20 protein-coding genes are annotated in these 26,845 nt (G+C 75.4%); 13 read left to right on the top strand and 7 right to left on the bottom strand.

Going from position 1 to position 26,845, the window contains the following annotated elements:
- Nucleotides 1–549: 549 nt before the first annotated feature.
- Nucleotides 550–2,085, top strand: a complete 1,536-nt coding sequence (locus ACFY07_RS25640; RefSeq protein ID WP_390871909.1) for an alpha/beta fold hydrolase — start codon at nt 550–552, stop codon at nt 2,083–2,085.
- A 171-nt stretch (nt 2,086–2,256) separates the two neighbouring features.
- Here the strand turns inward: ACFY07_RS25640 and ACFY07_RS25645 are convergent, their stop codons facing one another.
- Both ACFY07_RS25645 and ACFY07_RS25650 read right to left on the bottom strand, forming a co-directional pair.
- Nucleotides 2,257–3,501 carry a helix-turn-helix domain-containing protein gene (locus ACFY07_RS25645; RefSeq protein WP_390871910.1) on the bottom strand — a complete coding sequence of 415 codons (1,245 nt, stop codon included), beginning with the start codon at nt 3,499–3,501 and terminating at the stop codon, nt 2,257–2,259.
- Nucleotides 3,502–3,638: 137 nt separating this feature from the next.
- Nucleotides 3,639–3,815, bottom strand: a complete 177-nt coding sequence (locus ACFY07_RS25650; RefSeq protein ID WP_390871911.1) for a hypothetical protein — start codon at nt 3,813–3,815, stop codon at nt 3,639–3,641.
- 158 nt (nt 3,816–3,973) lie between these two features.
- Between ACFY07_RS25650 and ACFY07_RS25655 the strand changes: the two genes are divergently transcribed.
- The 11 genes from ACFY07_RS25655 (at nt 3,974) to ACFY07_RS25705 (ending at nt 20,543) form a co-directional block, all read left to right on the top strand.
- Nucleotides 3,974–5,173, top strand: a complete 1,200-nt coding sequence (locus ACFY07_RS25655) for an NADP-dependent malic enzyme (protein ID WP_390871912.1) — start codon at nt 3,974–3,976, stop codon at nt 5,171–5,173.
- 58 nt (nt 5,174–5,231) lie between these two features.
- Nucleotides 5,232–6,518, top strand: coding sequence for an adenylosuccinate synthase (locus ACFY07_RS25660; protein ID WP_390871913.1), 1,287 nt, complete (start codon nt 5,232–5,234; stop codon nt 6,516–6,518).
- Between the two features lie 106 nt (nt 6,519–6,624).
- Nucleotides 6,625–8,175: an FAD/NAD(P)-binding protein gene (locus ACFY07_RS25665; RefSeq protein WP_390871914.1), complete on the top strand. Its 1,551-nt coding sequence runs from the start codon at nt 6,625–6,627 to the stop codon at nt 8,173–8,175.
- Nucleotides 8,176–8,215: 40 nt separating this feature from the next.
- Entirely contained in the window at nt 8,216–9,133 is a 918-nt protein-coding gene (locus tag ACFY07_RS25670; protein ID WP_390871915.1) for a formyltransferase family protein, read from the top strand.
- 58 nt (nt 9,134–9,191) lie between these two features.
- Nucleotides 9,192–10,271 carry a thioesterase domain-containing protein gene (locus ACFY07_RS25675; RefSeq protein ID WP_390871916.1) on the top strand — a complete coding sequence of 360 codons (1,080 nt, stop codon included), beginning with the start codon at nt 9,192–9,194 and terminating at the stop codon, nt 10,269–10,271.
- 126 nt (nt 10,272–10,397) lie between these two features.
- Nucleotides 10,398–11,717 carry an MFS transporter gene (locus ACFY07_RS25680; RefSeq protein WP_390871917.1) on the top strand — a complete coding sequence of 440 codons (1,320 nt, stop codon included), beginning with the start codon at nt 10,398–10,400 and terminating at the stop codon, nt 11,715–11,717.
- A gap of 68 nt (nt 11,718–11,785) precedes the next feature.
- Nucleotides 11,786–15,007, top strand: coding sequence for an amino acid adenylation domain-containing protein (locus ACFY07_RS25685; protein ID WP_390871918.1), 3,222 nt, complete (start codon nt 11,786–11,788; stop codon nt 15,005–15,007).
- Between the two features lie 50 nt (nt 15,008–15,057).
- Nucleotides 15,058–16,698 (top strand): amino acid adenylation domain-containing protein, encoded by a 1,641-nt coding sequence (locus tag ACFY07_RS25690; protein WP_390871919.1) that lies wholly within the window; start codon nt 15,058–15,060, stop codon nt 16,696–16,698.
- A 461-nt stretch (nt 16,699–17,159) separates the two neighbouring features.
- Complete coding sequence (locus tag ACFY07_RS25695; protein WP_390871920.1) at nt 17,160–18,629, top strand: CoA transferase; 1,470 nt, start codon at nt 17,160–17,162, stop codon at nt 18,627–18,629.
- 58 nt (nt 18,630–18,687) lie between these two features.
- Nucleotides 18,688–19,578 (top strand): 3-hydroxyacyl-CoA dehydrogenase NAD-binding domain-containing protein, encoded by an 891-nt coding sequence (locus tag ACFY07_RS25700; RefSeq protein ID WP_390871921.1) that lies wholly within the window; start codon nt 18,688–18,690, stop codon nt 19,576–19,578.
- A gap of 59 nt (nt 19,579–19,637) precedes the next feature.
- A complete protein-coding gene (locus ACFY07_RS25705) occupies nt 19,638–20,543 on the top strand; it encodes a hypothetical protein (RefSeq protein ID WP_390871922.1) in 906 nt (301 codons plus the stop codon).
- An 85-nt stretch (nt 20,544–20,628) separates the two neighbouring features.
- Here ACFY07_RS25705 and ACFY07_RS25710 read toward each other — a convergent pair whose 3' ends face one another.
- Nucleotides 20,629–21,840 (bottom strand): TDT family transporter, encoded by a 1,212-nt coding sequence (locus ACFY07_RS25710; RefSeq protein ID WP_390871923.1) that lies wholly within the window; start codon nt 21,838–21,840, stop codon nt 20,629–20,631.
- A 70-nt stretch (nt 21,841–21,910) separates the two neighbouring features.
- On the opposite strand from ACFY07_RS25710, the gene ACFY07_RS25715 reads away from it, so the two are divergent.
- Nucleotides 21,911–22,846, top strand: coding sequence for a LysR family transcriptional regulator (locus ACFY07_RS25715; protein ID WP_390871924.1), 936 nt, complete (start codon nt 21,911–21,913; stop codon nt 22,844–22,846).
- Between the two features lie 99 nt (nt 22,847–22,945).
- On the opposite strand, the gene ACFY07_RS25720 is transcribed toward ACFY07_RS25715, so the two are convergent.
- The 4 genes from ACFY07_RS25720 to ACFY07_RS25735 form a co-directional block, all read right to left on the bottom strand.
- Nucleotides 22,946–24,184, bottom strand: a complete 1,239-nt coding sequence (locus ACFY07_RS25720; RefSeq protein WP_390871926.1) for a cytochrome P450 — start codon at nt 24,182–24,184, stop codon at nt 22,946–22,948.
- Nucleotides 24,185–24,226: 42 nt separating this feature from the next.
- Nucleotides 24,227–25,618 (bottom strand): NAD(P)/FAD-dependent oxidoreductase, encoded by a 1,392-nt coding sequence (locus ACFY07_RS25725; protein WP_390871927.1) that lies wholly within the window; start codon nt 25,616–25,618, stop codon nt 24,227–24,229.
- On the bottom strand, nt 25,608–25,853 hold the full coding sequence (locus ACFY07_RS25730; protein WP_390871928.1) for a ferredoxin: 246 nt from the start codon (nt 25,851–25,853) through the stop codon (nt 25,608–25,610). Before ACFY07_RS25730 ends, ACFY07_RS25725 begins: the two co-directional genes overlap by 11 nt.
- A 177-nt stretch (nt 25,854–26,030) precedes the next feature.
- On the bottom strand, nt 26,031–26,744 hold the full coding sequence (locus ACFY07_RS25735) for a YoaK family protein (protein WP_390871929.1): 714 nt from the start codon (nt 26,742–26,744) through the stop codon (nt 26,031–26,033).
- Nucleotides 26,745–26,845: the final 101 nt, after the last annotated feature.

Consider the following 26,845-nt stretch of genomic DNA (forward strand, 5'->3'; position numbering starts at 1 on the left):
CCACGGCTCCGGCCACCCGGTCGGATCAACGGTGGCCACTGCGACGGGGAGCGGAGAGCCGCCCTCCGGCCATGCCGTGCTCCGCAGCCGGCGCCCGGGCCGGACGCCCGGAACTCTCGCCGGGAGTGCGCACCCCGGCACCTTGCGTGATGATCGGCGGTGGTGCTGCTGCGCCGCCCTCCTGTCCGGGGAGAGCCGTGCTCGTTCCGATGTCGTCCGCCGGAGGGTGCGCCGCAGCGCTGAGGTCTGCGGCCGCGTGCCGGGCCGGAGTGGACGCCCTGGGACGCTCTGCGGCTGCAGAGCTCGGCCGCCGGCGGAACCGGTGCACGCCGAGGCCGGTCCGGTGGCAGGCAGGCAGGCCGACTGCCGCACGCCGGGCCGGGCGGACGCCGGCAGCGTGGGCCCGCCGCCCTCACCCCGGCCTGACCGGCCGGCTCGCGGCGAACCCCAGGAGGTCCCGATGACCGTGGTGACGACGACGTGCCGGGCGGATGCCGTGCCCGCACGGGACGGCGCGGCGCCCGTCCGCAACGAATCCGGACCGTCGCGATGAGGGCCGCGAAGCCGGTCGTCCTGGCCTGCCTGCCGGCCGCCGCCCTGTCGGCCCTGTCGGCCCGGCCCGCCGTGCCGGGCGCAGCCGTCGCCGACGGGCCCGTGGCGGGGGCGGGCCGGGTGCCGCGGTTCGTACCGGGCCCGTGCCCGCCCACGCTTCCGCACGGGGTGAGGGCCCGCTGCGGGCACCTGGTGGTGCCCGAGAACCGGGCTCTTCCCGGCGGGCGGCAGCTCCGGCTGGCCGTCGCGGTCGTCCCCTCCCGCTCCCCGGCGCCGCACGGCGACCCGGTCGTGTTCCTGCCCGGGGGGCCGGGGCAGGACGCCGTCAGCGACATTCCGGAGATCACCGGCGCCGGCCTGAACCGGGACCGCGACCTCGTCGTCATGTCGCAGCGCGGGACGCTCTCCTCGCCGCCCGCCCTGACCTGCCCCGAAATCGACCGGTTCTACCGGCGGCAGATCGGGCTGCGCCACGACGCCCCCTCGACCGGCCGCCTGTACGTGCAGGCCGCGTCCGCGTGCCGCAGCCGGCTGGCCGCCGAGGGCGTCGACCTCACGGCGTACAACTCCACCGAGAGCGCCGCCGACCTGGCGGACCTGCGGACGGCGCTCGGCATCCGGGAGTGGAACGTGTTCTCCCACTCCTACGGGACCGCGCTGGCGCTGACCTACCTGCGCCGCCACCCGCAGGGGATCCGGTCGGTGGTGCTCGACGGGGTGGTGCCGCCGTCGGCGGCGACGCCCGGCTGGACCTGGAGCAGCGCCAAGGAGTCGTTCGACGCCATGACCGGTGCGTGCGCGGCGCAGCCCGCCTGCCGCAGCCGCCACCCGGAGCTCGCCTCCGTCCTCACCGGCCTGGTGGGCCGGTTGGAGGCCCGTCCGGTCACCACTCGGGTGACGGTGCCGGGCGCGGGGCCGGTGAAGGTGGTCCTGGACGGCGGAGCACTGGTGAACTGGCTGGTCCGGGCCAGCCACACGCCCGCCGGCCTCCCCCCAGCCGTGGACGCGCTGGCCCGCGGCAACCCGGCCGCGGTCGCCGGGCAGTGGGCCTCCACCCGGCCGCCCGGCAGCGACGGCGTCTTCGCCCACGGCCTCTCCCTGAGCGTGTGGTGCAGCGCATGGGTCCCCTTCGAGACCGCGCGCGAGCAGCTGACCGCCGGCCTGCGGGCCTTCCCGGCCCTCCCGACCACGGTCCTGGCCCAGGCGCCGCAGCTGGCGTCCCTGCGCGAGGCGTGCCGGGTCCGGGGCGTCCCCGCCGCGGACCCGTCCATCCGCGAGGCCACCCGCAGCGCCGTCCCGACTCTGGCCGTCTCCGGGAGCTTCGACGCGCAGACCGGCGCGGTCCGGGGGCGCTACGCCGCGCTGACGCTGCCGAGGTCGACCGTGGTGACGCTCGCCGGCGTTGCGCACGGCGCGTTCACCCACCCGTGCGGCTCACGCATGATCACCTCCTTCTACGACCGGCCCGAGGCCCCCGACACCGGTTGTGCGGCCTCGGTGCAGCCGCCGCCGTTCACCGTCGGGCCGCGGTGAGGCAGCCGTGGACCGGGCAGACCGCCCCGACCCCGCCGCGGCCGCCGTGCCCCGCACCGCCCGTCCGCTCCCGCGCCGCCACCTGCTCCGCATCGCCGCGGGCGGCGCCGCCCTGTCGTCCGCACCCGCACCCGCGGAACGGAGTGGTGCGGATCAGGGCGCGGCGCGCCGTCAGGCCGAGGACGGGGCCGGGGTGAGGGGCGGGGCGAGCGTGTCGGCCACCGCGCGCCAGACCTCGGCCGCGAGATCGGGGTTGCCGGCCGCCTGCGCCTCCGCGGCGAGATGCCGCAGGCGGGCGAGGGCCTCCGGTTCGCCCGAGGCGACGGCGATGCGGGCTTCGAGCACGTCGAGGCGCACCCGGTCGCGGTAGAAGAGGAGCTGACGCCCCTCCGCGGCCTGACGGCAGGCCGCCCGGGCCTGCTCCAGTTCGCCGCGGAGGAAGGCCGTCTGCCCCTTCAGCAGCAGGAACTCGGCGAGGTGCTGAGGTGACGCCACCAGCGGCAGTACGGCGTCGAGGGTGTCGAGGAAGGACCGCGCGCGTTCCGCTTCGGGCGGCATGGCCTGGAGGGCGAGCGAGGCGGCGGCCAGCCGCAGTCGCATCCAGAGGGTCAGGTCCGCGTGGCTGTCCAGGCCCTCGATCGCATGCCGGATCAGCTCGGCCGCGCCCGCGTGGTCGCCCTGCCGTGCGCGGACCGTCGCCAGCGTCCAGCGGGCCTCGGCGGCCAGCGGGCCCCGCTCGCACTCCACGGCCGCGTGGACCTCGGCGGCCAGCCTGGCGGCCTCGGCCAGGTCGCCGAGCTCCGCCTCGGTCGAGACCAGCAGCATCCGGGCGCGGGTCAGTTCGGCCGCAGGCACGTGCACGTGGTGGCGCGCGCCGAGGTCGAGGGCCTCGCGGACGGCGCGCCGGGCGGCACGCGGGTCGCCCAGCCCGCGTGCACAGCGGGCGAGCTGCAGACGGGCGTGGACCTGGAGGGCCGGCCGCGCCAGCTCGTCGCTGAGCGCGGTCAGCTCCAGCAGGGTGTCGCGTTCGGGACCGCGGTCGCCGAGGGCGCCGTGCAGCCGCGCGAGCTGGGCGAGCGCCTGCCAGCGGGTGGTCGGGTCGGCGTCCTCGGCGTTCGCCAGGGCGTGCGAGAGCATGTCCCTGACCTCCGGGTCGCCCTCCGGGTCGGACCGGCCCATCGTGGCGGCCAGGGCGTCGGCCAGGTCGCAGTCGGCGGGCAGCTCGAAGGCCTCGACCGGCAGGTCGAGCCGGGCGGCGAGGTAGGCCACCGCCCGCTCCGTCGGCGGCCGGGCCCCCGACTCCAGGCGGGAGAGGTAGGCGGCGGACATGCCGGTGCCGGTGAGGTCCGCCTGGGATCTTCCCTGCTGCTGTCGCAGCTGCCGCAGGCGCCGACCGAATTCGGGCTGCTCCAGCACCAGTCGCACCACCTTGCGTCGTTGTGCCCGCTCCCGGCGGGGACGTCCGTCCGGGTTGAAGGGTCAAGGATGACAACCTTTGCCCGCCCGAGGCAAACCCGGATGAGGTGGGGGCAAACAGATGTCCCGATCGCCCCTCAGGGCCAGTCGATCCGGGCAACGCCGGCCGTGGCGGCCGGCGCGTCGGCGGCGACGGCGGTCCAGGCGTGGGCGGAGCCGGCGCCCCGCTCCGGCGCGGGCGCCGATGCCGCGATCGACAGGACGGCTGCTGCGGCGAGGGCGGTGGCCGACAGGACGGTGGCGAGGAACTTCATGGGCTGTTTCGTCTCCCCTGTGCGATGCGGCCCGAGCCGGCCGGCCCGGGGCGATCTGGACGGTAGACCAGATCGGAAGGTTTGGCAAAGGTTGACAGACCTTGGCAAAGATCCCTAGGTTCTCTCCGGTACGACAGCGCTGACCAGGAGGGACGACCATGACGGCCCAGACGGAGCACGCATCCCGGCCCCGGGAGGGGGACCCGGAGGCGGACCCGGCGCTCGTGTACCACCGGGGCGGCAAACTGGCGGTCGGCGCGACCGTGCCGCTCCGCGACGGCAGGGACCTCGCACTGGCCTGCACGCCCGGCGTCGCCGACGTGTGCCGGGCCATCGCCGAGCGGCCCGGGGCGTCCCTCGACTACACCTGGCGCGCCTCCACCGTCGCCGTCGTGACGGACGGCACCGCCGTGCTGGGCCTCGGGGACATCGGCCCCGAGGCGTCCCTGCCCGTGATGGAGGGCAAGGCGATCCTGTTCAAGCGGTTCGGCGGCGTCGACGCGGTGCCGATCGCCCTGGCCACCAAGGACGTCGACGAGATCGTCGACACCGTCGTCCGCCTCGCGCCCTCCTTCGGCGGGGTGAACCTGGAGGACATCTCGGCACCGCGCTGCTTCGAGATCGAGCGCCGCCTCCAGGAGGCCCTGGACATCCCGGTCTTCCACGACGACCAGCACGGCACCGCCGTGGTGGTGCTCGCGGCCCTGTGGAACGCGGCCCGCCTCGGCGGACGCGAGCTGGGCGGGCTGCGCGCGGTGGTCGCCGGGGCGGGCGCCTCGGGTCTCGCCGTCGCCCGCATCCTGCTCGGCGCGGGCATCGGCGACCTGGTGGTCTGTGACAGCCGGGGGGCGCTGCACCGGGGCCGCACGGACCTGAACCCGGAGAAGCGGGAGCTCGCCGCCGTCACCAACCGCTCCGGGACCACGGGCGGCCTGGAGGAGGCGATGCGCGGCGCGGACGTGTTCGTCGGCCTCTCCGGCAGCCGGGTCCCCGAGGAGTACTTCGCCGGCATGGCCCCCGGCGCCGTCGTCCTCGCGCTGTCCAACCCGGACCCGGAGATCCTGCCGGACGCGGCCCGCCGGTACGCCTCCGTCGTCGGCACCGGCCGGTCCGACTTCCCCAACCAGGTCAACAACGTGCTGGCCTTCCCCGGCATCTTCGCGGGCGCGCTCCGGGTGCGCGCCTCCCGCATCACCGAGGGCATGAAGCTGGCCGCCGCCCGCGCCCTCGCCGACGTGGTGGCCGGCGAGGTCACCGCCGACCGGATCCTGCCGGACTGCTTCGACGAGCGGGTCGCCCCCGCCGTCACCGCAGCCGTGGCCGCCGCCGCACGCCGCGACGGCGTCGCCCGCATCTGAGACCCACACGCCGGAACGCCCGTCCGGGGCCCGGCAGGACGCTAGGACACGCACACCCATGGCACTGCACGCGGTCGTCGGAATCAACTGGGGCGACGAGGGGAAGGGCCGGATGATCGACTACCTGGCCCGCGAGGCCGACCTGGTCGTCCGCTACCAGGGCGGCAACAACGCCGGTCACACCGTCGTCAACCCGCTGGGCACCTTCAAGCTGCGGCTGGTCCCGTCGGGCATCTTCAACCCCGGCACCGTCAACGTGGTGGGCCCGGGCACCGTCCTCGACCTGGAGTCGCTCGACGCGGAGCTGGACGAGCTGCGGGAACGCGGGGTGGACGTCTCGGGCCTGCTCGTCTCCGAGCGCGCCACCGTCTGCTTCCCCTTCCACCGCGACCAGGACGCCTGGGAGGAGGACCGGCTGGCGGACCAGCCGTTCGGCAGCACCCGGCGCGGCATCGCGCCCGTCTACGGGGACCGCTACCTCAAGAAGGCGCTGCAGCTCGGCGAGCTGCTGGACCGCGGCCACCTGCGCCGCCGCCTGGAACCCGTCGTGGCGTGGAAGAACCTGGCGAACAGCGCCCTGTACCCCGGCAAGCCGCCGATCTCCCTGGACGCCATGGTCGAGTGGGGCCACCGCTTCGCGCTGCGGCTGCGTCCGCACATCCGCGACGTCGGGACGACCCTGCACGAGGCGGACCGGGCCGGACGGCACATCATCTTCGAGGCGCAGCTCGGGGCGCTCCGCGACATCCTGCTGGGGATCTACCCGTTCACCTCCTCCTCCAGCTCCCTGGCCGGCTACGCACCGGTCGGCGGCGGGCTGCCCGGCGGTTCGCTCACCCGGGTCACCGGGGTGATGAAGGCGTTCTCCACCTGCGTCGGCGAGGGCCCCTTCGTCACCGAGGAGTCCGGCGCGTGGGCCGACGGGCTGCGGCAGAGCTCGGGCGAGTTCGGCGTCAACACCGGGCGTCCGCGCCGGATCGGCCCGTTCGACGCGGTCGCCTCCCGCTACGGCGCCCGGATCCAGGGGGCGACGGAGATCGCGCTGACCAAGCTGGACTCGCTGAGCGGGGCGGGCGGGCTGCGGATCTGCACCGCCTACGAGATCGAGGGCGAGCGGACCGCCGACTTCCCGCTGACCCACCGGCTGGAGCGGGCGCGGCCCGTCTACGAGGACCTGCCCGGGTGGAGCGAGGACCTCACCGGGGTCCGCGACTTCGCCGGCCTCCCGCGGGCGGCGGCGGACTACGTCCTGCGGATCGAGGAGCTCGTGGGCGTCCCGGTCCGGTACGTCTCCGTCGGACCGGAGCGGGACCAGCTGATCGACCGCGGCCCGCAGGGCCGCTGACCGTACCCGGGGAGCGGTTCCGCCACCGCGCCCCACGGACCAGGCGTGGTGCCGGCATGGCGTCGGCCCACGGTCACCGAGGACGAAGAGGAAGGGCCACGGCACCATGCCAGCCGCCAGTGACGCCGCCACACCCCCGGCAGCAGCCGCCCGCCGCCGCCCGCCCACCGTGGCGGTGGCGGGCATGGGCGCGACCGGAGTCGGGGTGTTCGTCGCGCTCGTGCGCTCCCTCGTGGACGGCGGCCACGCCGACGGCGCGGAGGTCCACCTCTTCGAGACCGGGAAGCGCCTCGGCGCCGGGGTCGCCTACAGCACGCCGCACGACTGCCACCTGCTGAACATGCGGGCCGGGACGATGAGCGTCCACGCCGACGACCCGGACCACTTCGTCCGCTGGCTGGCGGACCGCGACGACGTGCCCGAGGAGGCGCTGAGAGGCGAGTACGTGCCGCGCCGGCTCTTCGCCTCCTACCTCCAGGAGTACTTCGCCGAGGCGCTGGGCGAGGCCCGGCGCTCGGGCGTCCGGGTCCGCACGCACCAGGCCGTGGTCAGCGACTGCCGCGAGGACGGGGACGGACTGCACCTGATCGCGGGCGTGGACCACTTCCTCGTCGACTACGCGTTCCTGTGCCTGGGGGACCTGCCGTCCACCGAGTACCTGGAGTTCACCAAGGTCCCGTCCTACGTGCACTCCATGTGGCAGGGCACCGGCCTGGAGGCGGTCGACCCCGACGCGTCGGTCGGCATCATCGGCACCAGCCTGACGGCGGTCGACGCACTGCTGCTGCTGCGCAGCAGCGGCCACCGGGGGGCGATCTCCTGCTTCTCCCGGCGCCGTTCGCTGCCCAAGGTCCAGGGACCCCGGCGCGGCCACACCCTGCGCCACGTGACCGTCGCCGGACTGCGGCGGCTGACGGAGGACTTCACCCGGCCCCTGGAACTGGACGAGGTGGCCGAGCTGTTCCGGCGCGAGCTGGAGGAGGGCCTCGGCGTGGCGGTCGACTGGCCCCGGATGCTCGCGGAGCCCGAGGCCGCCTTCGCCGGCGTGCTGGCCAGGGACGTCCGGCTGGCGGAGAACGGACAGACCCTGTGGTACTCCATCCTGGACGCGACCTCCGAGGTGGTCCCGCAGGTCTGGCGGGCCATGTCGCCCTCGGCCCGGGAGACCTTCGTCCGCGACCACCTGTCGGTCTGGTCGATGTTCCGGCACTGCATGCCCCTGGACAACGCGCGGAGGCTGCTGTCGATGGCCGAGGACGGCGCCTTCGAGGTGCTCACCGGGCTCGGCTCCGTCGCGTGGGACGAGGAGCGGGAGGTCTTCCGCCTCGAGGGCGGGCAGCGCGGCGAGGCCTACTCGCGAGAGGTGGACTGGCTGGTCAACGCGACCGGGACCGGTTTCTCACTGGACCGCAGCGACTCCTCGCTGATCCAGAACATGCTGATGCGCGGCGCCATCCGCCCGCATCCGCTGGGCGGCATCGACGTGGACTTCGAGACCATGCGGGTGCTCCGGAGCGACGGCTCCTGCTCCGACCGCGCGCTGTCCATCGGGCCGCTCACCCGCGGCGTGCACTTCTACACCAACTCCTTCGAGACCAACCTCGCCAACGCGCACAGCGCCGTCGCGGCGGTGTCGGCACGGCTCGGCGACCGCTGAGACGGAGCATCCGCCCGCCAGCCCCTACCTGGAGATACCTGTGAGGGTAGCGTTCTTCGTCGGCAACGACGTCACCTCCCACCTGATCGTCAACCAGGCCTTCCCCCGCATCCTGGAGGCCGGCCACACCCCCTACCTCTGCTACACCCGGCAGCGCCCCGCCCCGCGGGCCGAACCGGAGCTGCGCGAGCTGTTCCACTACGAGCGCGGCCTGCTCGACGGATGCGTCTACCCCTACCTGGACAGCCTGCCGGCCCCGCTCCACGGGACGTTCCTGTCGCCGGCCGGGATCGCCAGGCTCCACCGCGGCGCGGTCGTGGTCCGCTCGGTCGAGGACGTCAACAGCCCCGAGTTCGTCGCCTCGCTGGCGGCCGACGGCGTCGGCGTGGGCTTCTCGGTGCGCTGCTACCAGAAGTTCCGGCTGCCCCTGATAGCGCACTTCAGCCCCGAGGCGGGCGCCGAGCCCCTCTTCGCCAACCTGCACCCCGGCATCCTGCCGCAGTACCGCGGCGTGCTGACCTTCGCCCGCTCGATGCTGCACGGCGAGGCCGAGGCCGGCTTCACCCTGCACCGCGTCGACGAGGACTGGGACGCGGGCGAGATCCTGGCGACCTGCACCCGGCCGCTCGACTACGGCCTGTCGGTGCTGGAGAACATGTGGGCCCAGGTCGACCCCGCCGTGGACCTGCTGCTGGCCGCCGTCGACGAGGCGGCGGCGCTCGGCCGGTGGACCGGCCGGCCGCAGCAGGCCGAGCTGGCCGGCTACTACTCCCACCTGGACCGCTCCGACCTGGAGCGGATGTCCCGTGCGGGCATCGACCTGATGCGCCCGCAGAGCGTCCTGGCCAAGCTGGTCGGCTCCTTCACCCCGGCGGACTCGCCCGAGGGCCTCCGGCTGGGCGGGATCCTCACCGGGCTCACCAGCCGCCGCCCCGGCATGGCGCCGGCCCTCGGCTGAGCCCGGCCGCCACCCCACGACAAGCCACCCGAACCCCGCACACAGAGAGGACGCCCCCATGGCGCCCAACCGCAACGAGATCGTGGAGATCCTCTGCGACATCTGGTCCGACCTGCTCGCCTGCGACGTCGAGCCGGACGACGACTTCTTCGACCTGGGCGGCTACTCCCTGCTCGTGGTCAACGTGGTCGCCGAGGCGCGCAAGCGCGGGCTCGAGCTGCCGGCGGCGATCCTCCAGGCCAACGGCACCCCGGCGGCGATCGCCGACGCGCTGGCCGCCGCGGCGGACGGCGAGACCGCCCCGCAGGGCGCGGACCCGGACTTCACCTCCGTCTGGGAGACGGGCCTGAGCCCGCTGGAGACCGAGCCCGCACGCACCCTGGTCCCGTTCGTGACGGAGGGCACCGGCACGCCGGTCTTCTGCTTCCACTGGGGCACCGGCAACGTCCGCTTCATGGGCGACCTGGTCGACTCGTTCCGGGGCGGCCGTCCCGCCTACGGGCTCGAGATGGTCGGCATGTGGAGCCGCGAGCGCCCGTCCCTGTCCATCGTCGAGATGGCCGCGCGCTACCTGCGCGAGATCCGCGAGGTCCAGCCGCACGGCCCGTACCTCTTCGTCGGCCCCTGCGCCGGCGGCCGCATCGCGTTCGAGATCGCCCGGCAGCTGGAGCAGGACGGCGAGACCGTGGCCGTCCTCGCGGTGGTCAACAGCATGCCGCCCGGCAGCACGGAGATGGACCCGGCCTGGGGCCTGCGCGAGCTCTACGACTTCCGGCTCGCCGCGCTGCGCAGCCGGTTCGAGGTCGCCGACCTGGTCGGCGACCGGCAGCGGGTGATGGACGGGATGGCCGACATCGCCTGGCTGGACCACGGCGTGGACGGCGCCGACCTGCACTGGCGGCAGGCCGTCTGGGCGGCGGGGATCTTCGCCCAGGAGCACTACGAGCCGCGCCTCTACGGCGGTGAGCTGACGGTGTTCCAGCTGGCGGAGAACGCCGGGCTGGAGTCGGCCGACTGGGGCCGCGTCGCCGGCGCCACGGAGACGTACACCTTCGAGGCCGCCGGCACGCTGCCGCTGCTGCGCGACCCCGCCTTCGCCGAGGTGCTGGCCAAGAAGCTGGCCGCGTTCCCCGGCTGAGACGCCCGGCCGGGACGCCGGGCCCGCTCCCCCGGCGGGCGGGCCGGGCCCGGCGTCCCGCTCCCCCGGTCCGACCCGCGGACCCGACCCACACCCCACGCGGACACTCCACGAGGTGCACAGACTGTGACCAGCAACAAGGCCGTCGCGGCCGTCAAGACCTGGGCGAGCCGGCTGATACCGGACCCCGGCCCGGCCCGCAGGCTGTGCGTGCTGACGGTGGTGCAGTCCGTCGGGTTCGGCATCTTCCTCAGCTCGAGCGCCGTCTTCTTCCGGCGCGAGGTCGGGCTGAGCGCGGCCCAGGTGGGCCTGGGCCTCTCCGTGGCGGGCCTGGCCGGCCTGGTGATGACGGTGCCCGTCGGCCGCCTGGCGGACCGGTTCGGCCCCCGGCTCCCGCTGCTGGGCTGCTACGGCGCCCTGGCCGTCCTCTTCGCCGGCTGGTGCCTCGTCCGCGGGTTCCCCGGCTTCGTGCTGCTGGCCTCCCTGATCTCGGTCTGCGAGACCTCCTCGCACCCGCTGCGGATGGCCCTCACCCACGAGGTGTTCACCCCCGAGCAGCGGGTCCGTGTCAGCGCACAGGCGCGCAGCCTCTTCAACCTCGGCTTCATGCTGGGCGCCGCGCTGGCCGGCGCCGCGCTCGCGGTGGGCACCCGCCTCGCCTTCTCCACGGCCGTGCTGGCGACCGCGGCGGCCCACGCCGCCTGCGCGCTGCTGACCGCGGGGCTGCCGCGGCGCGAGCGCACGGCCGCTCCGGCGGCCGACGGACGCGCGCCCCGGTCCGGACTGCGCGACGTCCGGTTCGTGGGTCTCGCGCTGCTCTGCGGGGTCCTCGAGCTCTACCAGCCGATCCTGACCGTGGCGCTGCCGCTGTGGATCATCGGGCGCACCGCCGCGCCGAGCGCCCTCACCTCCGTCCTGCTGATGCTCGACACGGTGCTGGTGATCGCCTTCCAGGTCGCGGCGAGCCGGGGCGCGGAGACCGCGCCGGGGGCGGCCCGGATGCTGCGCCGGGCAGGGCTGCTGCTCGCCGCCTGCTGCCTGCTCTTCGGGCTGACGCAGGGCGTGCCGGTCGCGGTGGCCGTCCTGCTCCTCCTCCTCGGCACGGCGGTCCTCGTCCTCGGCGAGCTCAGCCAGGCGGCCGGCTCCTGGGGGCTCTCGCTGCACCTGCCGCCGCCCGGGAGGCAGGGCGAGTACCAGGGCGTCTTCGCGCTCGGCCGCGGCCTGCAGCAGACCGCCGGCCCCTACCTGGTGACGGCCCTCGCCGTCGGCCAGGGGCGCCTGGGCTGGGCCGTGCTGGCCCTGGTCGTGCTGCTGGCCGGGCTCGCCTGCCCCCCGCTGGCCCGCGCCGCCGAGCAGGCCCGCGCGGTGTCCGCGCCAAAGCCCGGCACGGACACCGCGGACCGGTCCGGGGAGCAGCCCGAGGCCCGGCCCGAGCCCGTGCACTGAGCGACCGACCACCCGCACACCCCGGTCGACGGCCAACCGCCCGGTCGGCCCCGAGGACAGGAGCTGGAATGCAGCCCCATCCGAGCTGGAACGCCACATCCGCCCCCTACCCCGACGGCGAGACCCTCCACGGGATCTTCGGTGCGCTCGCCGCCGCCCGTCCGGTCGCGCCCTGTCTCGTCCACCGCGGCGAGTCCCTCGGCTACGGCCTGGTCGACCGGGCCTCCGACGCCTACGCCGTGCAGCTGGCCGCGCTCGGGATCGGCCGGGGCGACCTGGTGCCGATCCGGCTGCCGCGCGGCCCGGAACTGGTCACGGCGGTCCTCGCCGTACTCAAACTGGGCGCCGCCTACGCGCTCGTGGACGGCGGCTGGCCGCGCAGCCGGGTCGAGGAGGTCGTCGCGCAGCTCGAGGCGAAGGTGCTGGTCGGCGGGGGCGACGAGGCCGCGTCCGGCCTCTCGGTGCCGGTCTGGTCCCCGCCCCCCGGGGGGCCGGCCGCCGTGGCCGGCGGAGCCGCCGGGGCGGAGGCCGGGACGGCGGGCCTCACCCCGGTCGCGGTGTCGGGCGACGATCCCGCGTGCGTCTTCTTCACCTCGGGCACCACCGGGCGGCCCAAGGGCGTGCTGACGCCGCACCGGGCCACCGTCCGGCTCTTCCGCCCGGGCTCCTTCGCCCGGTTCGCCGCAGACACGGTGCTGCCGCAGGCCGCGCCCGTGCCGTGGGACGGCTACTCGCTGGAGCTGTGGTCCGTGCTGCTCAACGGCGGCACCTCACTGGTGGTCGAGGAGCCCTACCTCTCCGCCGAGGTGCTGCGGTCCGGCGTGGAACGGCACGGCGTCGACACGGTGTGGCTCACCAGCAGCCTGTTCGCCATGCTCGTGGACGAGGACCCGGGCTGCCTGCGCGGCCTGCGCCAGGTGATGATCGGCGGGGAGCGCGTGTCGGTGCCCCACGTCCGCGCCTTCCTGGCCGCGTACCCGGACACCCTGCTGCTCAACTGCTACGGCCCGGTGGAGAGCACCGTCTTCACCACCACCCACCGCATCACCGCGGCCGACTGCGAGCGCCCCACCGGCATCCCCATCGGCCGTCCGGTCCCGGACACCCAGGTGCACGTCCTCGACGGCGACCGGCCGTGCGGGGTGGGTGAGACCGGCGAGCTCTGCATCGGCGGGCACGGCCTGGCCCTGCGCTACCTGGGCCGGCCGGAGCTGACGGCGGAGAAGTTCACGGAGGTGTCCGTGGACGGGGTGCCGACGCGCCTCTACCGCACCGGCGACCTCGCCTTCTGGGACGAGGAGGGCCTGCTGCACTACCGGGGCCGGGCCGACCGCCAGGTCAAGGTCCGCGGCCACCGCATCGAGCCCGCCGAGGTCGAGCGGCAGATCGAGGAGCTGCTGCCGGGGGTGGGCCGGTGCGCCGTCGTCGCCGTCCGCGACGCGTCCGGGACCTGCCGGTCGCTGGCGGCCTTCTGCCGGCCGGTCCGTCCCGGCGACGGCCTCGACGGGGGACTGGCCGAGCTGAGGTCCCGCCTGGTCCACTACCACCTGCCGTCGCACCTGGTGCCGGTCGCGGAGTTCCCCCTGACGGCGAACGGAAAGCTCGACGAGGCCGCGCTGCTGGCCCTCCTGCCCGGCCCGGCGGACGCACCCGGCGACGGCACCGCCGGGGGCGGGGCCGGGGGCACCGGGGACACCGGGAGCACCGGGAGCACCGGGAGCACCGCGGACACCGTCGGCGCCGCCGGTCCGGATGCGCTCGAGGCGCTGGTCGCCGGGACCTGGGCGGCCGTGCTCGGCCGGCCGGGAGTCCCCCTGGACGCCGGCTTCGCGGAACTCGGCGGCGGCTCGCTGGACGCGGGGCGCGTCTGCGCCCGGCTGGCCGCCGGGCTCGAACGGCCGGTGCCCGTCTCGGCCCTGCTGCAGAGGCCGACCGTCCGCGGCCTCGCGGCCTGGCTCCGGGACACCGCGGAGGGGGCGCCCGCAACCGCAGCCGCAGCCACAGCCGCGGGAGGGGACGGGCCCCTCCGGACGCCCGACCCGACGCCGCTGACACCGGCGCAGACCGGGTTCCTCACCGCGCACCTGCTCGACCCCGAGGACCGGTCCGGGCACTGCCTGGCGGCCTGGCTGGTCGAGGGGCCGCTCGACCGGGCGGCGCTGGACTCCGCCCTGGAGGACGTGCACCACCGCCACGCCGCGCTGTCGGCCGCCTACCGCCTCGGCCGGGGAGGTCCGCACAGCGTCCCCGGCGCGGGGGCGGCGCCGCGCGTCACCGTGCTGCCCTCCGCCGCGACGGCCGAGGACGCCCTGGCCGCGGCCCGGACCGGACTGGCCGCCCCGCTGGACCTGGCCGAGGGCGAGGTGTGGCGCGCCGTGCTCGGCCCGGTGGCGGACGGCACCCACGTGTTCGGGCACGTCGTCCACCACATCGCCTTCGACGGCTGGTCCGAGGCGGTGCTCGCCGCCGACATCGCCACCGCCTACACCGCGCGCCTGGCCGGCGGGGAATTGGAGTGGGACCCGCTGCCCTCCCCCGGCGAGGTGCACACCCTGCGCGAGGCGCACCGCGGCCTCGCCGACCGGCCCGCGCAGCTCGCGCGGCTCTCCGCCCTCCTGCGGGGCGTGCCGGACCTGGCCCTGCCGGCCGTGCCGAGGGCACCGGCCGGCGCGGCCCCCGTGCTCCGCACCGAGGTCGAGCTCGACGGCGGCGTCGGCGCCCGGATCGACCGCCTGGCCGCGTCCGCGGCGGCGACCCGGTTCGCCGTGGTGCTCGCCTCCTACGCGCGGGCGCTCGCCGAGACCACGGGCCGGGCCGACTTCGGCGTCGGTGTGCCGGTCGCCCAGCGGATCGACTCCCGGCTGGAGGGGCTCGTCGGCTGCCACATCGGCACGCTCTGCCTGCGGACCACCCCGGAGCTGGTCGGCGCCGACCCGGCGGCCGCCGCCGCGGAGGCGGCACGGCTGGCCCGTCAGGCGTTCGCCCACCAGGAGGTCGGCGTCGACGAGCTGGCCCGGGCGGTCAACCCGCCGCGCTCCGGCCGGGCGCCCTTCTTCCAGACGCTGCTCGCGTACCAGGACAACAGGCCGGCCGTCCTCGACCTGCCCGGCTGCCGCAGTGTCCACCACCGCCTGCCCTACCTCGGGATCCCCGCGGAGATCCTGGCCGAGGTCTGGCCGGTGCCGGACGGCGGCCTGCGCCTCGTCCTCAACTCCAGGACCCGGGCGGTCGCCCCGGAGACCGCCCGGGCGCTCGCCAAGACCTTCGCCGACCTGCTGTCCACCTGCTGACCGGTCGCCACCGCGACGCCTCCGCCCCCCGACAGACTGTGAGAGCCACCATGCAGCCCGCCGTCCCCGACCTGCTCCGCCGCCACCTGCTCGAAGCCGGGACCCTGGCCGACCTGTTCCGCCGCGTCGCCGCCGTCCGCGGGGACGCCCCGGCCGTCCGCGACGACGGGGCCACCATGAGCTACCGCGAACTGGACGCCGCCTCGGACCGGCTGGCGGCCCGCCTGGCCGCCGCGGGGGTGGGGCCGGGCGACCTCGTCGGGCTGCTGCTGGAGCGGTCGGCGGAGATCCCGGTCGGCATCCTCGGCGTGATGAAGGCCGGAGCCGCGTACGTGCCGCTCGACCCCGCCTACCCCGGCGAGCGCCTGCGGTACATGGTCTCCGACGCGGGGATCCGCACCCTGGTGGGCCGCCCGGAGCAGGCTGCGGAGCGCGGACTCGCCGGGGTGCGGGCGCTCGCCCCGTACGCCGACGGGGCGGACGCCGCGACGGACGCCGCCGCGACCGCCGAGGCCGGCGAGGCCGCCGGGGCCGGCGCGCGGCCGCCGGCACGTCCGCTCCGCGGCGACGAACCCGCCTACGTCATCTACACGTCCGGTTCGACCGGCAGCCCCAAGGGCTGCGTCGTCACCCACCGGAACGTCCTGGAGCTGCTCCGCCACGCGCTGCCGCTGTTCGAGGTCGGCACCGAGGACCGCTTCACGCTGTTCCACTCGTTCAGCTTCGACGTCTCGGTGTGGGAGTTCTGGGCCTCCATGGCCTCCGGCGCCACGGCCGTCACCGTGCCGCTGCGCGCCGCCCAGAGCCCGGCCGCCTTCCTCGAGCTGCTCGCGGAGGAGCGCGTCACCGTCCTCGGGCAGGTCCCGTCGGTCTTCCGGGCGCTGGCGCTGGCGCACGAGGAGGCGGGCCGCCCCGGACTCGCCCTGCGCTACCTCGTCTTCGCGGGCGAGAGCGTGGACCTCGACGTGGTGTCGACGTTCCTGAAGGCGTACCCGGGCACCGCGCCCACCGCCGTCAACATGTACGGCCCGACCGAGACCACCGTCTACGCCACCCACCGGATCCTGACCGGGGCCGACTTCGACGGCGCGGTCCGCTCCCCGATCGGCGCGGGCCTGCCGCACCTGACCCTGGAGGTCCGCGGGGAGGGGCTGGAGCCGCTCCCCGACGGGGAGGCGGGCGAGCTCCTGATCGCCGGGCCCGGCGTCGCGGTGGGCTACCTCGGACGCCCCGGGCTCACCGCCGAACGCTTCGTCACCCTGGACGGCCCCGGCGGGCAGCACCGCTACTACCGCACCGGCGATCTCGCCCGGCGGCTTCCGGACGGGTCCTTCGAGTACCTGGGCCGCAACGACCAGCAGGTCAAGCTGCGCGGCTTCAGGATCGAGCTCGGCGAGGTGGAGGCGGCGCTGCGCACGCACGACCTCGTCAAGGACGCCGCGGTGACCGTGGTGACCACCCCTGCGGGCGCGCAGTTCCTCGTCGCCTGCGTGGTGCCGGCCCACGGCGCCCCGGCCAAGCCCGCCGCGCTGCTCCGCGGGCACGCGGTGAACGTGCTGCCGCGCTACATGGTCCCGGACCGCTACCAGGTGGTCGACGAGCTCCCGCTCACCGGCTCCGGCAAGCTCGACCGGCGCGCGCTCCAGGCACTGGCCGCCCCGGGCCGCCCTGCCCGCCCGGCCGCCGGCTGACCCGGAGGGGGCCGGGCAGGCGGCCCGGCCCCCTCCGCTGTCCGCACCGCGGCGGGGGACCGCGCGGACCGCGGGCCCCGACGTCCGCGGGGCCGCGCCGCGACGGTGGCGGTGGCGGGTTCCCGACGCCCTGGCGCGCGGCCGAACGGCCTGAGGTCACCGGCTCGCCCGGCGGAGGCGGCAGGCAGCCTCTCCCGCGGGCCCGCCCCCTCGATGCGGCCGCGAGTGACGGTCCGGAGCAGGCCCGTGCCACGGAGCACCCCCGCCTCGGCACGAGGGTGGAGGGCCTCGGCCCTTGTCGGTCTCGACATGCGCCGGGGCATGGCGTGTGACAGCCTCCTGTTGAGCAGAAATCGCCGAAATGACACCTGGCCGACGGCGGACCACCCGGTCAGCGGCAGTCGGGACTTCTTCGACGAAGAGGGTGGACGGTGGACCTCACTGCACGGCTCCTTCATTCCGTGGGCAATCCGATCTCCTCGGACGACTTCGATTTCGGAGCACACCTCGGGGACGTGCTCGAGGGGGTGGGACTGTCCCCGGACGACTGCGGGGGGTCGGTGGCGATCACCTCCGGTGTCGACCCCCTGGTCCCGGCCCGGCTGCGGTACGGGTGCGCAGCGGCGCTGGCGCTTGCCGGGAAGGGGGTCGCGGCGTCGGCGGTCTGGCAGGACCGAGGAGGGGATCCGCAGGACGTCACCGTGGACGTCCGGAAGGCGTTCCGCCGGTTCGCCGGCTTCGCCGACAACACGTGGGAACTCGTCAACGGGCGTCCTCCGGCCCAGAAGTGGAACAAGCGCAACCCGTTCATCGACATGCCCTTCTTCCGCAGGACGAAGGACGGGCGGAGCGTCGTCCCGTTGAACATCTACCCCGGCCTGCGGAGCAGGGCGCTGGCCCTGCTGGGCTGCCCCGACAGCTCCGAGGCGGTGAACGCGGCGATCGCCGGGTGGAATGCGCGCGAGCTGGAGGACGCCGCGGGTGAAGCGGGAATCGTCCTCGGCATGGTGCGGTCCCTGGAGGAGTTCCTCACCGAGCCCCAGTACACCGAGGTGCTCGCAGACCTGCCGCTGATCGACGTCGAGAAGATCGCGGAGAGTGCGCCGAAACCCTTCAGCGCCGGGGCGCGGCAACCGCTCGACGGAATCCGCGCCCTGGGCATGTCTCATGTCATCGCAGGTGCCGGGATCGGGCGTGACCTCGCCTCCTTCGGCGCGGACGTCCTGAACATCTGGCGCCCCGACAACGTCGAGATCGAGTCCTTCTACTGGGACACGCAGGTCGGTGTGCGTTCTGCGTACCTGGACGAGTCCGGCCCGGACCGGCTGCGCCTCGACCGGCTCCTCGCGGACGCGGACGTGTTCTTCTCCAACCGGCACCCCGGCTACCTGGACCGGCAGGGTCTGTCGGCGGAGGAACTGGGCGAGCGCCACCCCGGGCTGGTCCAGACCGAGGTGCTGATGCACGGCCCGTCGGGCCCGTGGAGGCTGAGGCCCGGATTCGACGAGATCGGTGCCTGCGTGTCGGGGATCTTCGCGATCGAGGGAACCCTCGAGCACCCCCGCCAGCCGCCGATGCTCCCCATCGTCGACAACGTCGTCGGCTGGCTGGGAACGATCGGCACCCTGGCCGCGCTCCGGCGGCGCGCCGCAGAAGGAGGCTCCTACCGGGTCAGGGTCTCGTTGACGAGGACCTGCCTGTGGTTGACGTCCCTGGGGGTCTTCGACCGGGAGTTCGCCGAGGCCACGGCCGGCTCCGGGCCCGAGCACACCCTGGTCGACCCGGACCTGTTCACCGCGCGGACCCCGCTCGGCGTCTACCAGGGGATGACGGACCAGGTGGAGTTCTCGTCCCTGGTCCAGGGACGGTTCGCCACGGTCCTCAGCCCCATGGGCGCGGACGAACCCGCATGGCGTTCCGCGGAGCGCTGACCCTTCCACGGGGCGGCGGTCCCCGGACTGTCCTCGACTTCGGCAGGAGTGGCGTGTCATGGCAGTGGTGGCAATCATCGGCGCAGGGGTGATCGGAGTCTCCTGGGCCCGCCTGTTCGGTGCGGCGGGATGGGAGGTGAGGATCAGCGACCCCAGGCCGGATCTGAAGGCGGTGGCGGACCGGGACCTGGGCGGCCTGCCGGTCGTGCTGGGCGACGACCTGGCGGCCGCCGTCGACGGAGCGGACTTCGTGCAGGAGGCCGGACCGGAGCGGATCGAGGTGAAGAAGCACATGTTCGCGGTCCTCTCCGCGCACACCCGTGACGACGTGGTGCTGGCCTCGTCCTCCTCCTCCCTGCTCCCGTCCGCCATCGCGGAGGGGAGCCCGGCGGCGGACCGGATCGTGATCGGCCATCCGTTCAACCCGCCGGAGCTGATGCCGCTCGTGGAGGTGGTGCCCGGGCCCGGCACATCCCCGCGTACCGTCGAGCGGGCGGTCGAGGTCTACCGTTCGCTGGGCAAACTCCCGGTCCGGCTGAAGAAGGAGATCCCGGGGTTCGTCGGGAACCGCCTGCAGAAGGTCTTCGACGACCAGTGCACCTACCTGGTCCAGCAGGGGGTGATCGACGTGGCGGACCTCGACCACCTGGTACGCGCCTCGCTGGGACTCCGGTGGGCGACGATCGGGCCCTTCCAGAGCGGAACCCTGGGCGGCGGTCCCGGGGGCATGCGCCACCTGGTGACGCACGTCGGGTCCCAGATGACGTTCGAGATCGGCGAGCCGGATCCGGCTCGGATGGAGGAGGTCCTGGACGCCGTCGAGTCGGCCTACGGCACCGGCGAGGACGCCTACGAGCGGCTGGTCGACCTGCGGGACGGTCGTACCCGTGCCGTCCTCGAACCGCTGGGCTGGCCTCAGCCGCCGGCCGCCGGCCCTTCGGGGCGGTGAACCGACCGGGCGAACGGGCCGGGTGAACGGGGCACTCCACGACCGAGGAGGACCACACCGTGTGGAAGGAACTGCTGGCGCTCCAGGTGGAACCCGGTGAGGTGCTCCGGATCGACCTGTCGGACGGCGCGGCGCACACCCTGGTCGAAAGGGCCGGACCGGCCCCCGACGGGATCGTCGTGGACGGGGGCACCGTCTACTGGACCACCATGGGCGTCCCCCTCTCCGACCCCGACGTCCCCGGCGAGGCCGGCCAGGACTTCTCCCGGCGCAACGGCGGCATCCACGCCCTGGACCTCGCCGGCGGCGAGCGGCGGGACGTCCTGCCGGCAGGTGCGATCACCACGGGCAAGCAGCTCACCTCGGACGGGGCGGGCATGCTGTACTGGGCCGACCGTGAGGGCCACCGGATCAGCCGTGTCCGGTCCGACGGCGAGGGCCTGACCGACCTGGTGGTGACCCCGCCGGGGACGGGCGTCCTGGGCGAATGCGTCGGTGTCGCCGTCGACCCTGCCCGGGGCCACCTGTACTGGACCCAGAAGGGCCCGCCGAAGGGCGGTCAGGGCCGGATCCTCAGGTCCGGCCTCGACGTGCCCGCCGGCGAGAGCCCCGAGAGCCGCAGCGACGTCGAAGTGCTCTGGAGCGGGCTGCCCGAACCCATCGACCTGCACCTGGACGGTGCCTGGCTGTACTGGACGGACCGCGGCGCACCCCCGGGCGGCAACACGCTCAACCGGGCGCCCGTGCCGGCGGCGGGGGCGCGGGGCGACGCACCCCAGGTCCTCGCGGACGGGTTCCGGGAAGCGATCGGCCTCGCCGTCGACAGCGACGCGGGCATCGCCTACGTGTCCGACCTCTCGGGCAGCCTGCGTGCCGTTCCCCTGCCCGGTGGGCCCTCGTCCGGCCGGCCGCCGCACGAGGTGGCGCGCCTTGGGCCGTTGACCGGCCTGGCCGGCCTCGGCTGACAGGGGCACCCGCGGCGGCGGGCCCGATCGGGTGCGCCGGGTATCCGGCGGGGGGGACGGGTCCGCCCGCTCCCCCGCGTCCGTCTCAGTGTGCGGGTCCGGCGGGTCCGGGGGCGGGTGCGGGGGCGGGTGCGGGCAGGAAGAGCCGCCCGCTCGCGCCGTGGCGGAGCGTCCCGCACGCGACGACCGCCCACGCCGCGGCGAGGAGCGCGTACAGGGCCACCGCGGCCCCGGCGAGGGCGGTGGACCCGGTCCGCAGGGCCAGCGCCGAGGTGCCGGTCACACAGGTCCCGACCGGGAAGGTGAAGCCCCACCAGGTCAGGTTGAAGGGCAGCCGGCGTCGTGCCGCGCGCAGGGTCAGGGCCGCGGCCAGGGCCAGCCACATCATCGCGAAGCCCCAGACGGGGAGCCCGTAGAGGACGGCGAGGACCTGCGCGCCCGTGGCGTAGGGGGCGGGGAGGGCGGTGGCGGCCTCCCTGCCCAGGAGGTTCGCCGCGGTCACCGACTGCCCGAGCGGTCCCAGGACGATCCACAGGGTGGGCGCCATCGGGTCCGGTCCCGCACCGTGGTGCAGCAGCCTGCCCCACAGCAGGGTGATGACGGCCAGGCCCGCCAGCAGGCTGACGCCGAACATGGCACAGCAGGCCAGCAGGAGGGTCAGGCGGGCCTGGCCCGCGGGCAGGTGGGGGACGAGCAGGGCGCCGCTCGCAGCGGAGACCATCGGGGGCACGACGGGCATCAGCCATCCCCCGAAGGCGGCGTCCGGCGCCGCGGGTCCGCCGGTGATCGTGCGGTAGGGGATCCAGACGCAGACGGCCAGTCCGAGCAGGGTGCCGCCCGTCCAGAGCACCGCGTCCGCAGCGAGGGCGGCCGTGCGGCCGATCCAGTCCCCGCCGAGCAGCAGCGCGCCTGTGCCCACCGTCATGAGCGCCATGGGGGGAGCGCCCCAGAAGTGGGCCGCCACCGGGTGGCGGGCGTGGGCACGGGCGTTCTCCCGGTGGCGGGTCCAGTGCACCGCCCATGCCGCAGTGAGCAGCACCAGGAGCGCGGCGGCGAGGGCCCAGACCCCGGTCGCGGCGGTCCGGAGCCCCGGGACGCGGACCGGCAGGGTGGCGGCCGCGTCGGCGGTGATCCCGGTGCCCATGACGGCCGCGTACCAGTTCGGCCCCAGATGGCGGAAGAGGTCGCCGGGGCGGTCGAGGTGGCGCAGGAGGACCCGTCGCCGGGGAGGTCGCCCGGCGTGGCGCGAGGGCGGGTGCGGCAGGACCGGGAGGGGGTCGGCGGTGCGGGAGGTCATGCCTTCATCGTCGGAGCGGCCGGCGCGGGGCGGTAGACGCCTGTTCCCGATGCATCCATAGGATGGACCTATGCCTCTTTCCGGCCGTGTCAGCGACCTCGGGCCCTTCGACCTGCTGCTCTCCGTCGCGCGCCTGGGCAGCGTGGGGGCGGCGGCCCGGGCCCACGGGATCAGCCAGCCGTCCGCCAGCGCCCGGCTGAGCGGTCTGGAGCGCCGCCTGGGCATCGCGCTCCTGCAGCGCTCCTCCCGGGGCTCCCGGCTCACCCCCGAGGGCGCCCTGGTGGCCGACTGGGCGCGTGCGGCCGTGGAGGCCGCCGCCGCACTGGACACGGGCCTGGTCTCCCTGCGGCGCAGCGGCGGGGACCGGTTGCCGGTCGCCGCGAGCCTCACCGTGGCCGAGTACCTGGTCCCCCGCTGGCTGGCCCTCCTGCGCTCCGCCGCCCCGGACACGTCGGTGCTGCTGACGGCGGGCAACTCCGACGACGTCGCCGCCGCCGTCCTGGCCGGGGAGGCGCAGCTCGGCTTCGTCGAGGGGCCCGACCTGCCCGGGGGACTGCAGGCGCGCACCGTCGCCCGGGACGTCCTGACCGTCGTCGTCGCGCCGGGCCACCCCTGGGCGCGCCGCCGGTCCGGGATCACCGCGCACGAGCTGGCCGCCGCCCCCCTGGTGGGAAGGGAGCCGGGGTCGGGCACCCGCCGCCACCTGGAGCGCGCCCTCGCCCGGCAGGCGGGGGCCTCCCCCCTGCCGCCGCTCCTCGAACTCTCCTCCACCACGGCCATCAAGGCCGCCGTCCGGGAGGGCGTCGCCCCCGCCGTCCTCAGCTCCCTGGCGGTCGGCGACGAGACGTCCTCGGGGACCCTGGTCCGCGTCCCCGTCACGGACCTCGACCTGAGCCGCTCGCTGCGGCTCGTGCACCTGGCGGGCCGCCCCCTGACGGGGCCCGCCCGCGCACTGGCGTCGATCGCGGGACGCCGCGGCCCGGGCCCCCTGCCCCGCGGCGGGTGACGCGGAGGGCGCGCCCCGCGGCCGGGCGCGGGAGACCGGCCGCGGGCCGGCTCCCGGCGGTGCGGGGCGCGCGCCCCGTCGGGCGGCGGGCCGGGGCTCTCAGCGCAGGCCGTCGAAGGCGACCTCCAGGTGCCGCGGACCGCGCAGCACCGCGTTGGGCCGGTACGGCGGCGGGTCCTCCACCAGGCGCGGGTTCTCCATGCGGCGGGCCAGCTCGGTCAGGGCGATCTGCGTCTCCAGACGGGCCATGGGGGCGCCGAAGCAGCTGTGGATGCCGCTGCCGAAGCCGAGGTGCTGGATGTCCTCGCGGTCGGGGTCGAACCGCTCCGGGTCCTTGAACCGCTCCGGGTCCCGGTTGCCGGCCGCGACCATCAGCCAGATGCGCGACCCCTTGGGGATGGTGACGCCGCGCACCTCGACGTCGGCGATGCAGGTGCGCTGCGGCACGATCTGCACCGGCGGCTCGTACCGCAGCAGCTCCTCCACCAGGTTGACGGACAGCTCCGGTTCCCGCCGCAGCCGCTCCAGGACGTCCGGGTGGCGCAGCAGGGTGAGCATGCCGTTGGTGATGAGGTTGACCGTCGTCTCGTGGCCCGCGATCAGGAGCAGCACCGCGGTGCTGAGGACCTCCATCATCGCCATGGAGCCGTTCGGGCCGTCCCTGCGCACGAGGTCGGAGAGCAGGTCGTCCTGCGGCTGCGCGGTGCGCTGCTCCGCCAGGCCGGCCAGGTACGCGCCGAGGGCCATCCGCGACTCCTGCAGGGACTTCAGGAAGCCGTCGTCCGCGCTCTGCCGGGTCCCGGGGTCGAGGCTCGCGACCAGCGGGTCGACCCAGGTGCGGAACTCCGGCTCGTCCTCGCGGGGGACCCCGAGCAGCCGGCAGATCACCGTCACCGGGAAGGGGTGGGCGAACCGGTCGACCAGGTCGATCCGGCGGGCGTCGCCGAAGCCGTCGATGAGGCCGGTGACGGTGTCCGCCATGACGCCGCGCAGACCGTCGATCCGGCGGGGCCGGTGCGGCGGGCCGAAGCCGCTGTTGGCGATGCGGCGGAGCCGGTCGTGCTGGGGCGGGTCCGTGCGGAGGAAGGACGGGGGCAGCCCGCCCGTCTCCTCCTGGTCGTTCAGCGGGTCGCGCCCGGTGGCGGCCACATTGGCGGCGTCGGAGCTGATCCGCGGGTCGTGGAACAGGGCCTTGATGTCGTAGTACGAGCTGATGACGTAGGGGCCGTCCCCGCCCTCGTGCAGCACCGGGGTCCTGCGGAGCTCCTCGTAGAGCGGGTACGGGTCGGCGCGGCTCGCGAAGTCGGTGATCCGGCTCACCAGCGGGGCTTCTGTCATGTCGGGTCCTTACGGGTCCTCGGACGTCGGGCCGGGGGCCGTCTAGGGGCGGGCGGGGTGGAAGACCAGCTGCCGGTCGGCCGGCGAGTAGCCGGTGAGGGTCACGGTGGCGCCGTGGGTGGGCAGCGACGGGTCGGGGAAGCCGGCGGGCACCGGCCGCCTGCCCTCGGGGCGCCGGTCCGTCGTCGGGAACTCCACCGGGAACGGCGCGCCCCGCTCGATCTGCCGGGCGTAGAACTCCAGCCACCGGGTGTTGTCGAAGCTCACGGCGGCGACGACGCGGCCCTGGTGCCCGTACACGGCCACGAACCGGCGTTCGGCCAGCGAGCCCTGGGTGACCATGACCTGGTCGCCCATCAGCGGCACGCCGACGGACTTGATGCTCACGCCGAACATCGACGACCAGAAGGCCGGCATCCACAGGTGGGGCCGCCGGTCGGCGCTCGCGCAGACCATGTTGTGCGCGGCCGTCTCCGCCTGGGCGACGGCGTTGCCCCAGTGCTCCAGCGACAGGAACTGGTAGCCGAACAGCGCGTGCGGGGACCGGGCGACGTCACCCGCGACGAAGACGTCGTCCGTGACGATGCCCCGGACGTCGAAGGCGCGGCAGCCCGCGTCGCAGGCGATGCCGCGCGGACCCGCGCCCAGCCCCGAACCGGCCAGCCACTCCGTGTTCCGCAGCGACCCCAGCGAGACCACGACCACGTCCGCCTCGACGGTGCTCTCGTCGGACAGGTGGACCGCCCGCACCCTGTTCGCGGCCTCGCCCTCCAGGCCGGTCACCGTGACGTGCGTGCGCAGGTCCACGCCGTTCTCGAGCTGCAGGTCCGCGGCGACCGCCGCGACCACCCCGCCGAGCGCGCCCACCAGCGGCGCACCCGCGCGTTCCGCGACCGTGACGGGGAGGCCCATCCCCCGGCAGGCCGAGGCGATCTCCGAACCGGCGAACCCGCCGCCGATGACGAACACCCGGCCCGGACCCGACTTCAGCCGGCGGTACAGGTCGGCCGCGTCGTCCCGTGTCCGCAGCACGCAGACGCCGTCCAGCCGCGCCTCCTCCTCGTTCGGCCACGGCCGGGCGCGGACACCGGTCGCGATGAGCAGCCGGTCGTACTCCACCTCGTCGCCGTCGGCCAGCCGGACGCGCCCGGCCGCCAGGTCGAGTCCGGCCGCCGGGACGCCGAGCCGCCACCGGGCGGCGATCTCCCGGCGGTGCGGCAGCTCGGTGTGGAGCGGTGACGCCATGCCCAGCAGCACGGACTTCGACAGGGGCGGGCGGTCGTAGGGCTCGTAGGGCTCGTCGCCGATCAGGGTGAGCTCGCCGGCGAAACCCTCGGCCCGCAGGGTCTCGGCGGCGCGCAGGCCCGCCAGGGAGGCCCCGACGATCACGATCCGGCCCTCGCGCAGGATCCGCGCCCCGGGGTCAGCGGCCACCGGGGACCCCCAGCGCGGGCCGGGGCGCCGACTCCCGCGCACCGCGCAGGCCGTCTGCGGTGATCGCCTGCACCGGGCACGCGGCGACCGCCCGCGCGACGCGCTCACGCTGCTGCTCCTCCGGATGCGGGTCGTACACCAGCGACTCCTCGCCGTGCATCGCGAACACGTCGGGCGCGAGGAACGCGCACTGCGCATACCCCTGGCACTTGTTGAGATCGACGACGAGACGCATCGATGCTCCATCCTTCCGGTCCCCGGGTCCGGTGCGCTCCGCCTCGTGGAGCACACCGGACGCGGACGGCGATCACGTTCCACCCCCGAGCATGAGGGCCGGACGAGGGGGGCACCTGCCGGAGGAGGCGTCCGGATGAACGGCGCCGCGGCCGCGCCGGGGGGCGGGCGCGCGCGGTCAGCGGGTGTCCGAGGCGGGTGGCCCGGGCCTCAGCAGGGGGACGCAGGCGGCGGCGACCGCGGCCAGCGTCAGCAGGACCGGCGGGAGGGCGGCCCAGGCGCGGGCGCGCTCCAGCAGCCCGGCGGAGAGCGCCGCGCCCGCGATGAGGCCGGCGAGGCGCAGCGGGACCCACACGCCGGGGCGTCCGGTGCCGACGCCCCGGGTGATGAAGGTGGCCAGGGTGCCCGTCAGGTAGGTGGTGGGGGCTGCGGCCCGTCCGGCGGCGACCATCGCGGCGGACTGCGAGCCCATGACGAGCGCCGCCCCGCACTGCAGGGCGTCACGTGTCGTGGGATCCGGCGTACCGCCGGCCGCCCCCCAGGCTTGAGCGCCGACGGCGAGCAGCAGCGCGTCCGCGCCGAGGACGAGCACGACCCGGCCCGGCCAGCGGTCGGCGTGGGCGGCGCAGCGGCGGGTGAGCAGGGCGACGGCCAGCAGGCCCGCGGCGAAGCCGCCCAGGGCCGGCAGCGCCGCCCTGGCACCCGCCGCCTGGGAGCGCCCGGCGGCCATGCCCAGGAGGGCCAGGTTGCTGGTCATGACACCGGCGAAGACCTTGTCCAGGGCGAGGAAGGAGACCGCCTCCACTCCGCCGGAGACCGCGACGAGCAGGACCACGGCGACCCGCAGGGAACGGTCGGGACCGCCCGGACGCGACGGCACGTGCTGCTCCACGGCGCCTCCCGGGGTCCTCGGTGTCGTCGACGGCCGCGGTCGCCCGGGCCCGGGGCCGCCGTCGGGGGCGATGCCGCCCGGGACGGCGGCCCGTTCTCACG

It is taken from the genome of Streptomyces sp. NPDC001380 (assembly GCF_042895785.1).
Taxonomy (GTDB): Bacteria; Actinomycetota; Actinomycetes; order Streptomycetales; family Streptomycetaceae; genus Peterkaempfera.

Bases quoted from the DNA above. Each gene is read 5' to 3' on its own strand.
- ACFY07_RS25685 (WP_390871918.1), top strand. From the start codon at position 11,786: ATGCAGCCCCATCCGAGCTGGAACGCCACATCCGCCCCCTACCCCGAC.
- ACFY07_RS25730 (WP_390871928.1), bottom strand. From the start codon at position 25,853: ATGCGTCTCGTCGTCGATCTCAACAAGTGCCAGGGGTATGCGCAGTGC.
- ACFY07_RS25650 (WP_390871911.1), bottom strand. From the start codon at position 3,815: ATGAAGTTCCTCGCCACCGTCCTGTCGGCCACCGCCCTCGCCGCAGCA.
- ACFY07_RS25715 (WP_390871924.1), top strand. From the start codon at position 21,911: ATGCCTCTTTCCGGCCGTGTCAGCGACCTCGGGCCCTTCGACCTGCTG.
- ACFY07_RS25665 (WP_390871914.1), top strand. From the start codon at position 6,625: ATGCCAGCCGCCAGTGACGCCGCCACACCCCCGGCAGCAGCCGCCCGC.
- ACFY07_RS25710 (WP_390871923.1), bottom strand. From the start codon at position 21,840: ATGACCTCCCGCACCGCCGACCCCCTCCCGGTCCTGCCGCACCCGCCC.
- ACFY07_RS25720 (WP_390871926.1), bottom strand. From the start codon at position 24,184: ATGACAGAAGCCCCGCTGGTGAGCCGGATCACCGACTTCGCGAGCCGC.
- ACFY07_RS25700 (WP_390871921.1), top strand. From the start codon at position 18,688: ATGGCAGTGGTGGCAATCATCGGCGCAGGGGTGATCGGAGTCTCCTGG.
- ACFY07_RS25640 (WP_390871909.1), top strand. From the start codon at position 550: ATGAGGGCCGCGAAGCCGGTCGTCCTGGCCTGCCTGCCGGCCGCCGCC.
- ACFY07_RS25660 (WP_390871913.1), top strand. From the start codon at position 5,232: ATGGCACTGCACGCGGTCGTCGGAATCAACTGGGGCGACGAGGGGAAG.
- ACFY07_RS25655 (WP_390871912.1), top strand. From the start codon at position 3,974: ATGACGGCCCAGACGGAGCACGCATCCCGGCCCCGGGAGGGGGACCCG.
- ACFY07_RS25690 (WP_390871919.1), top strand. From the start codon at position 15,058: ATGCAGCCCGCCGTCCCCGACCTGCTCCGCCGCCACCTGCTCGAAGCC.
- ACFY07_RS25675 (WP_390871916.1), top strand. From the start codon at position 9,192: ATGGCGCCCAACCGCAACGAGATCGTGGAGATCCTCTGCGACATCTGG.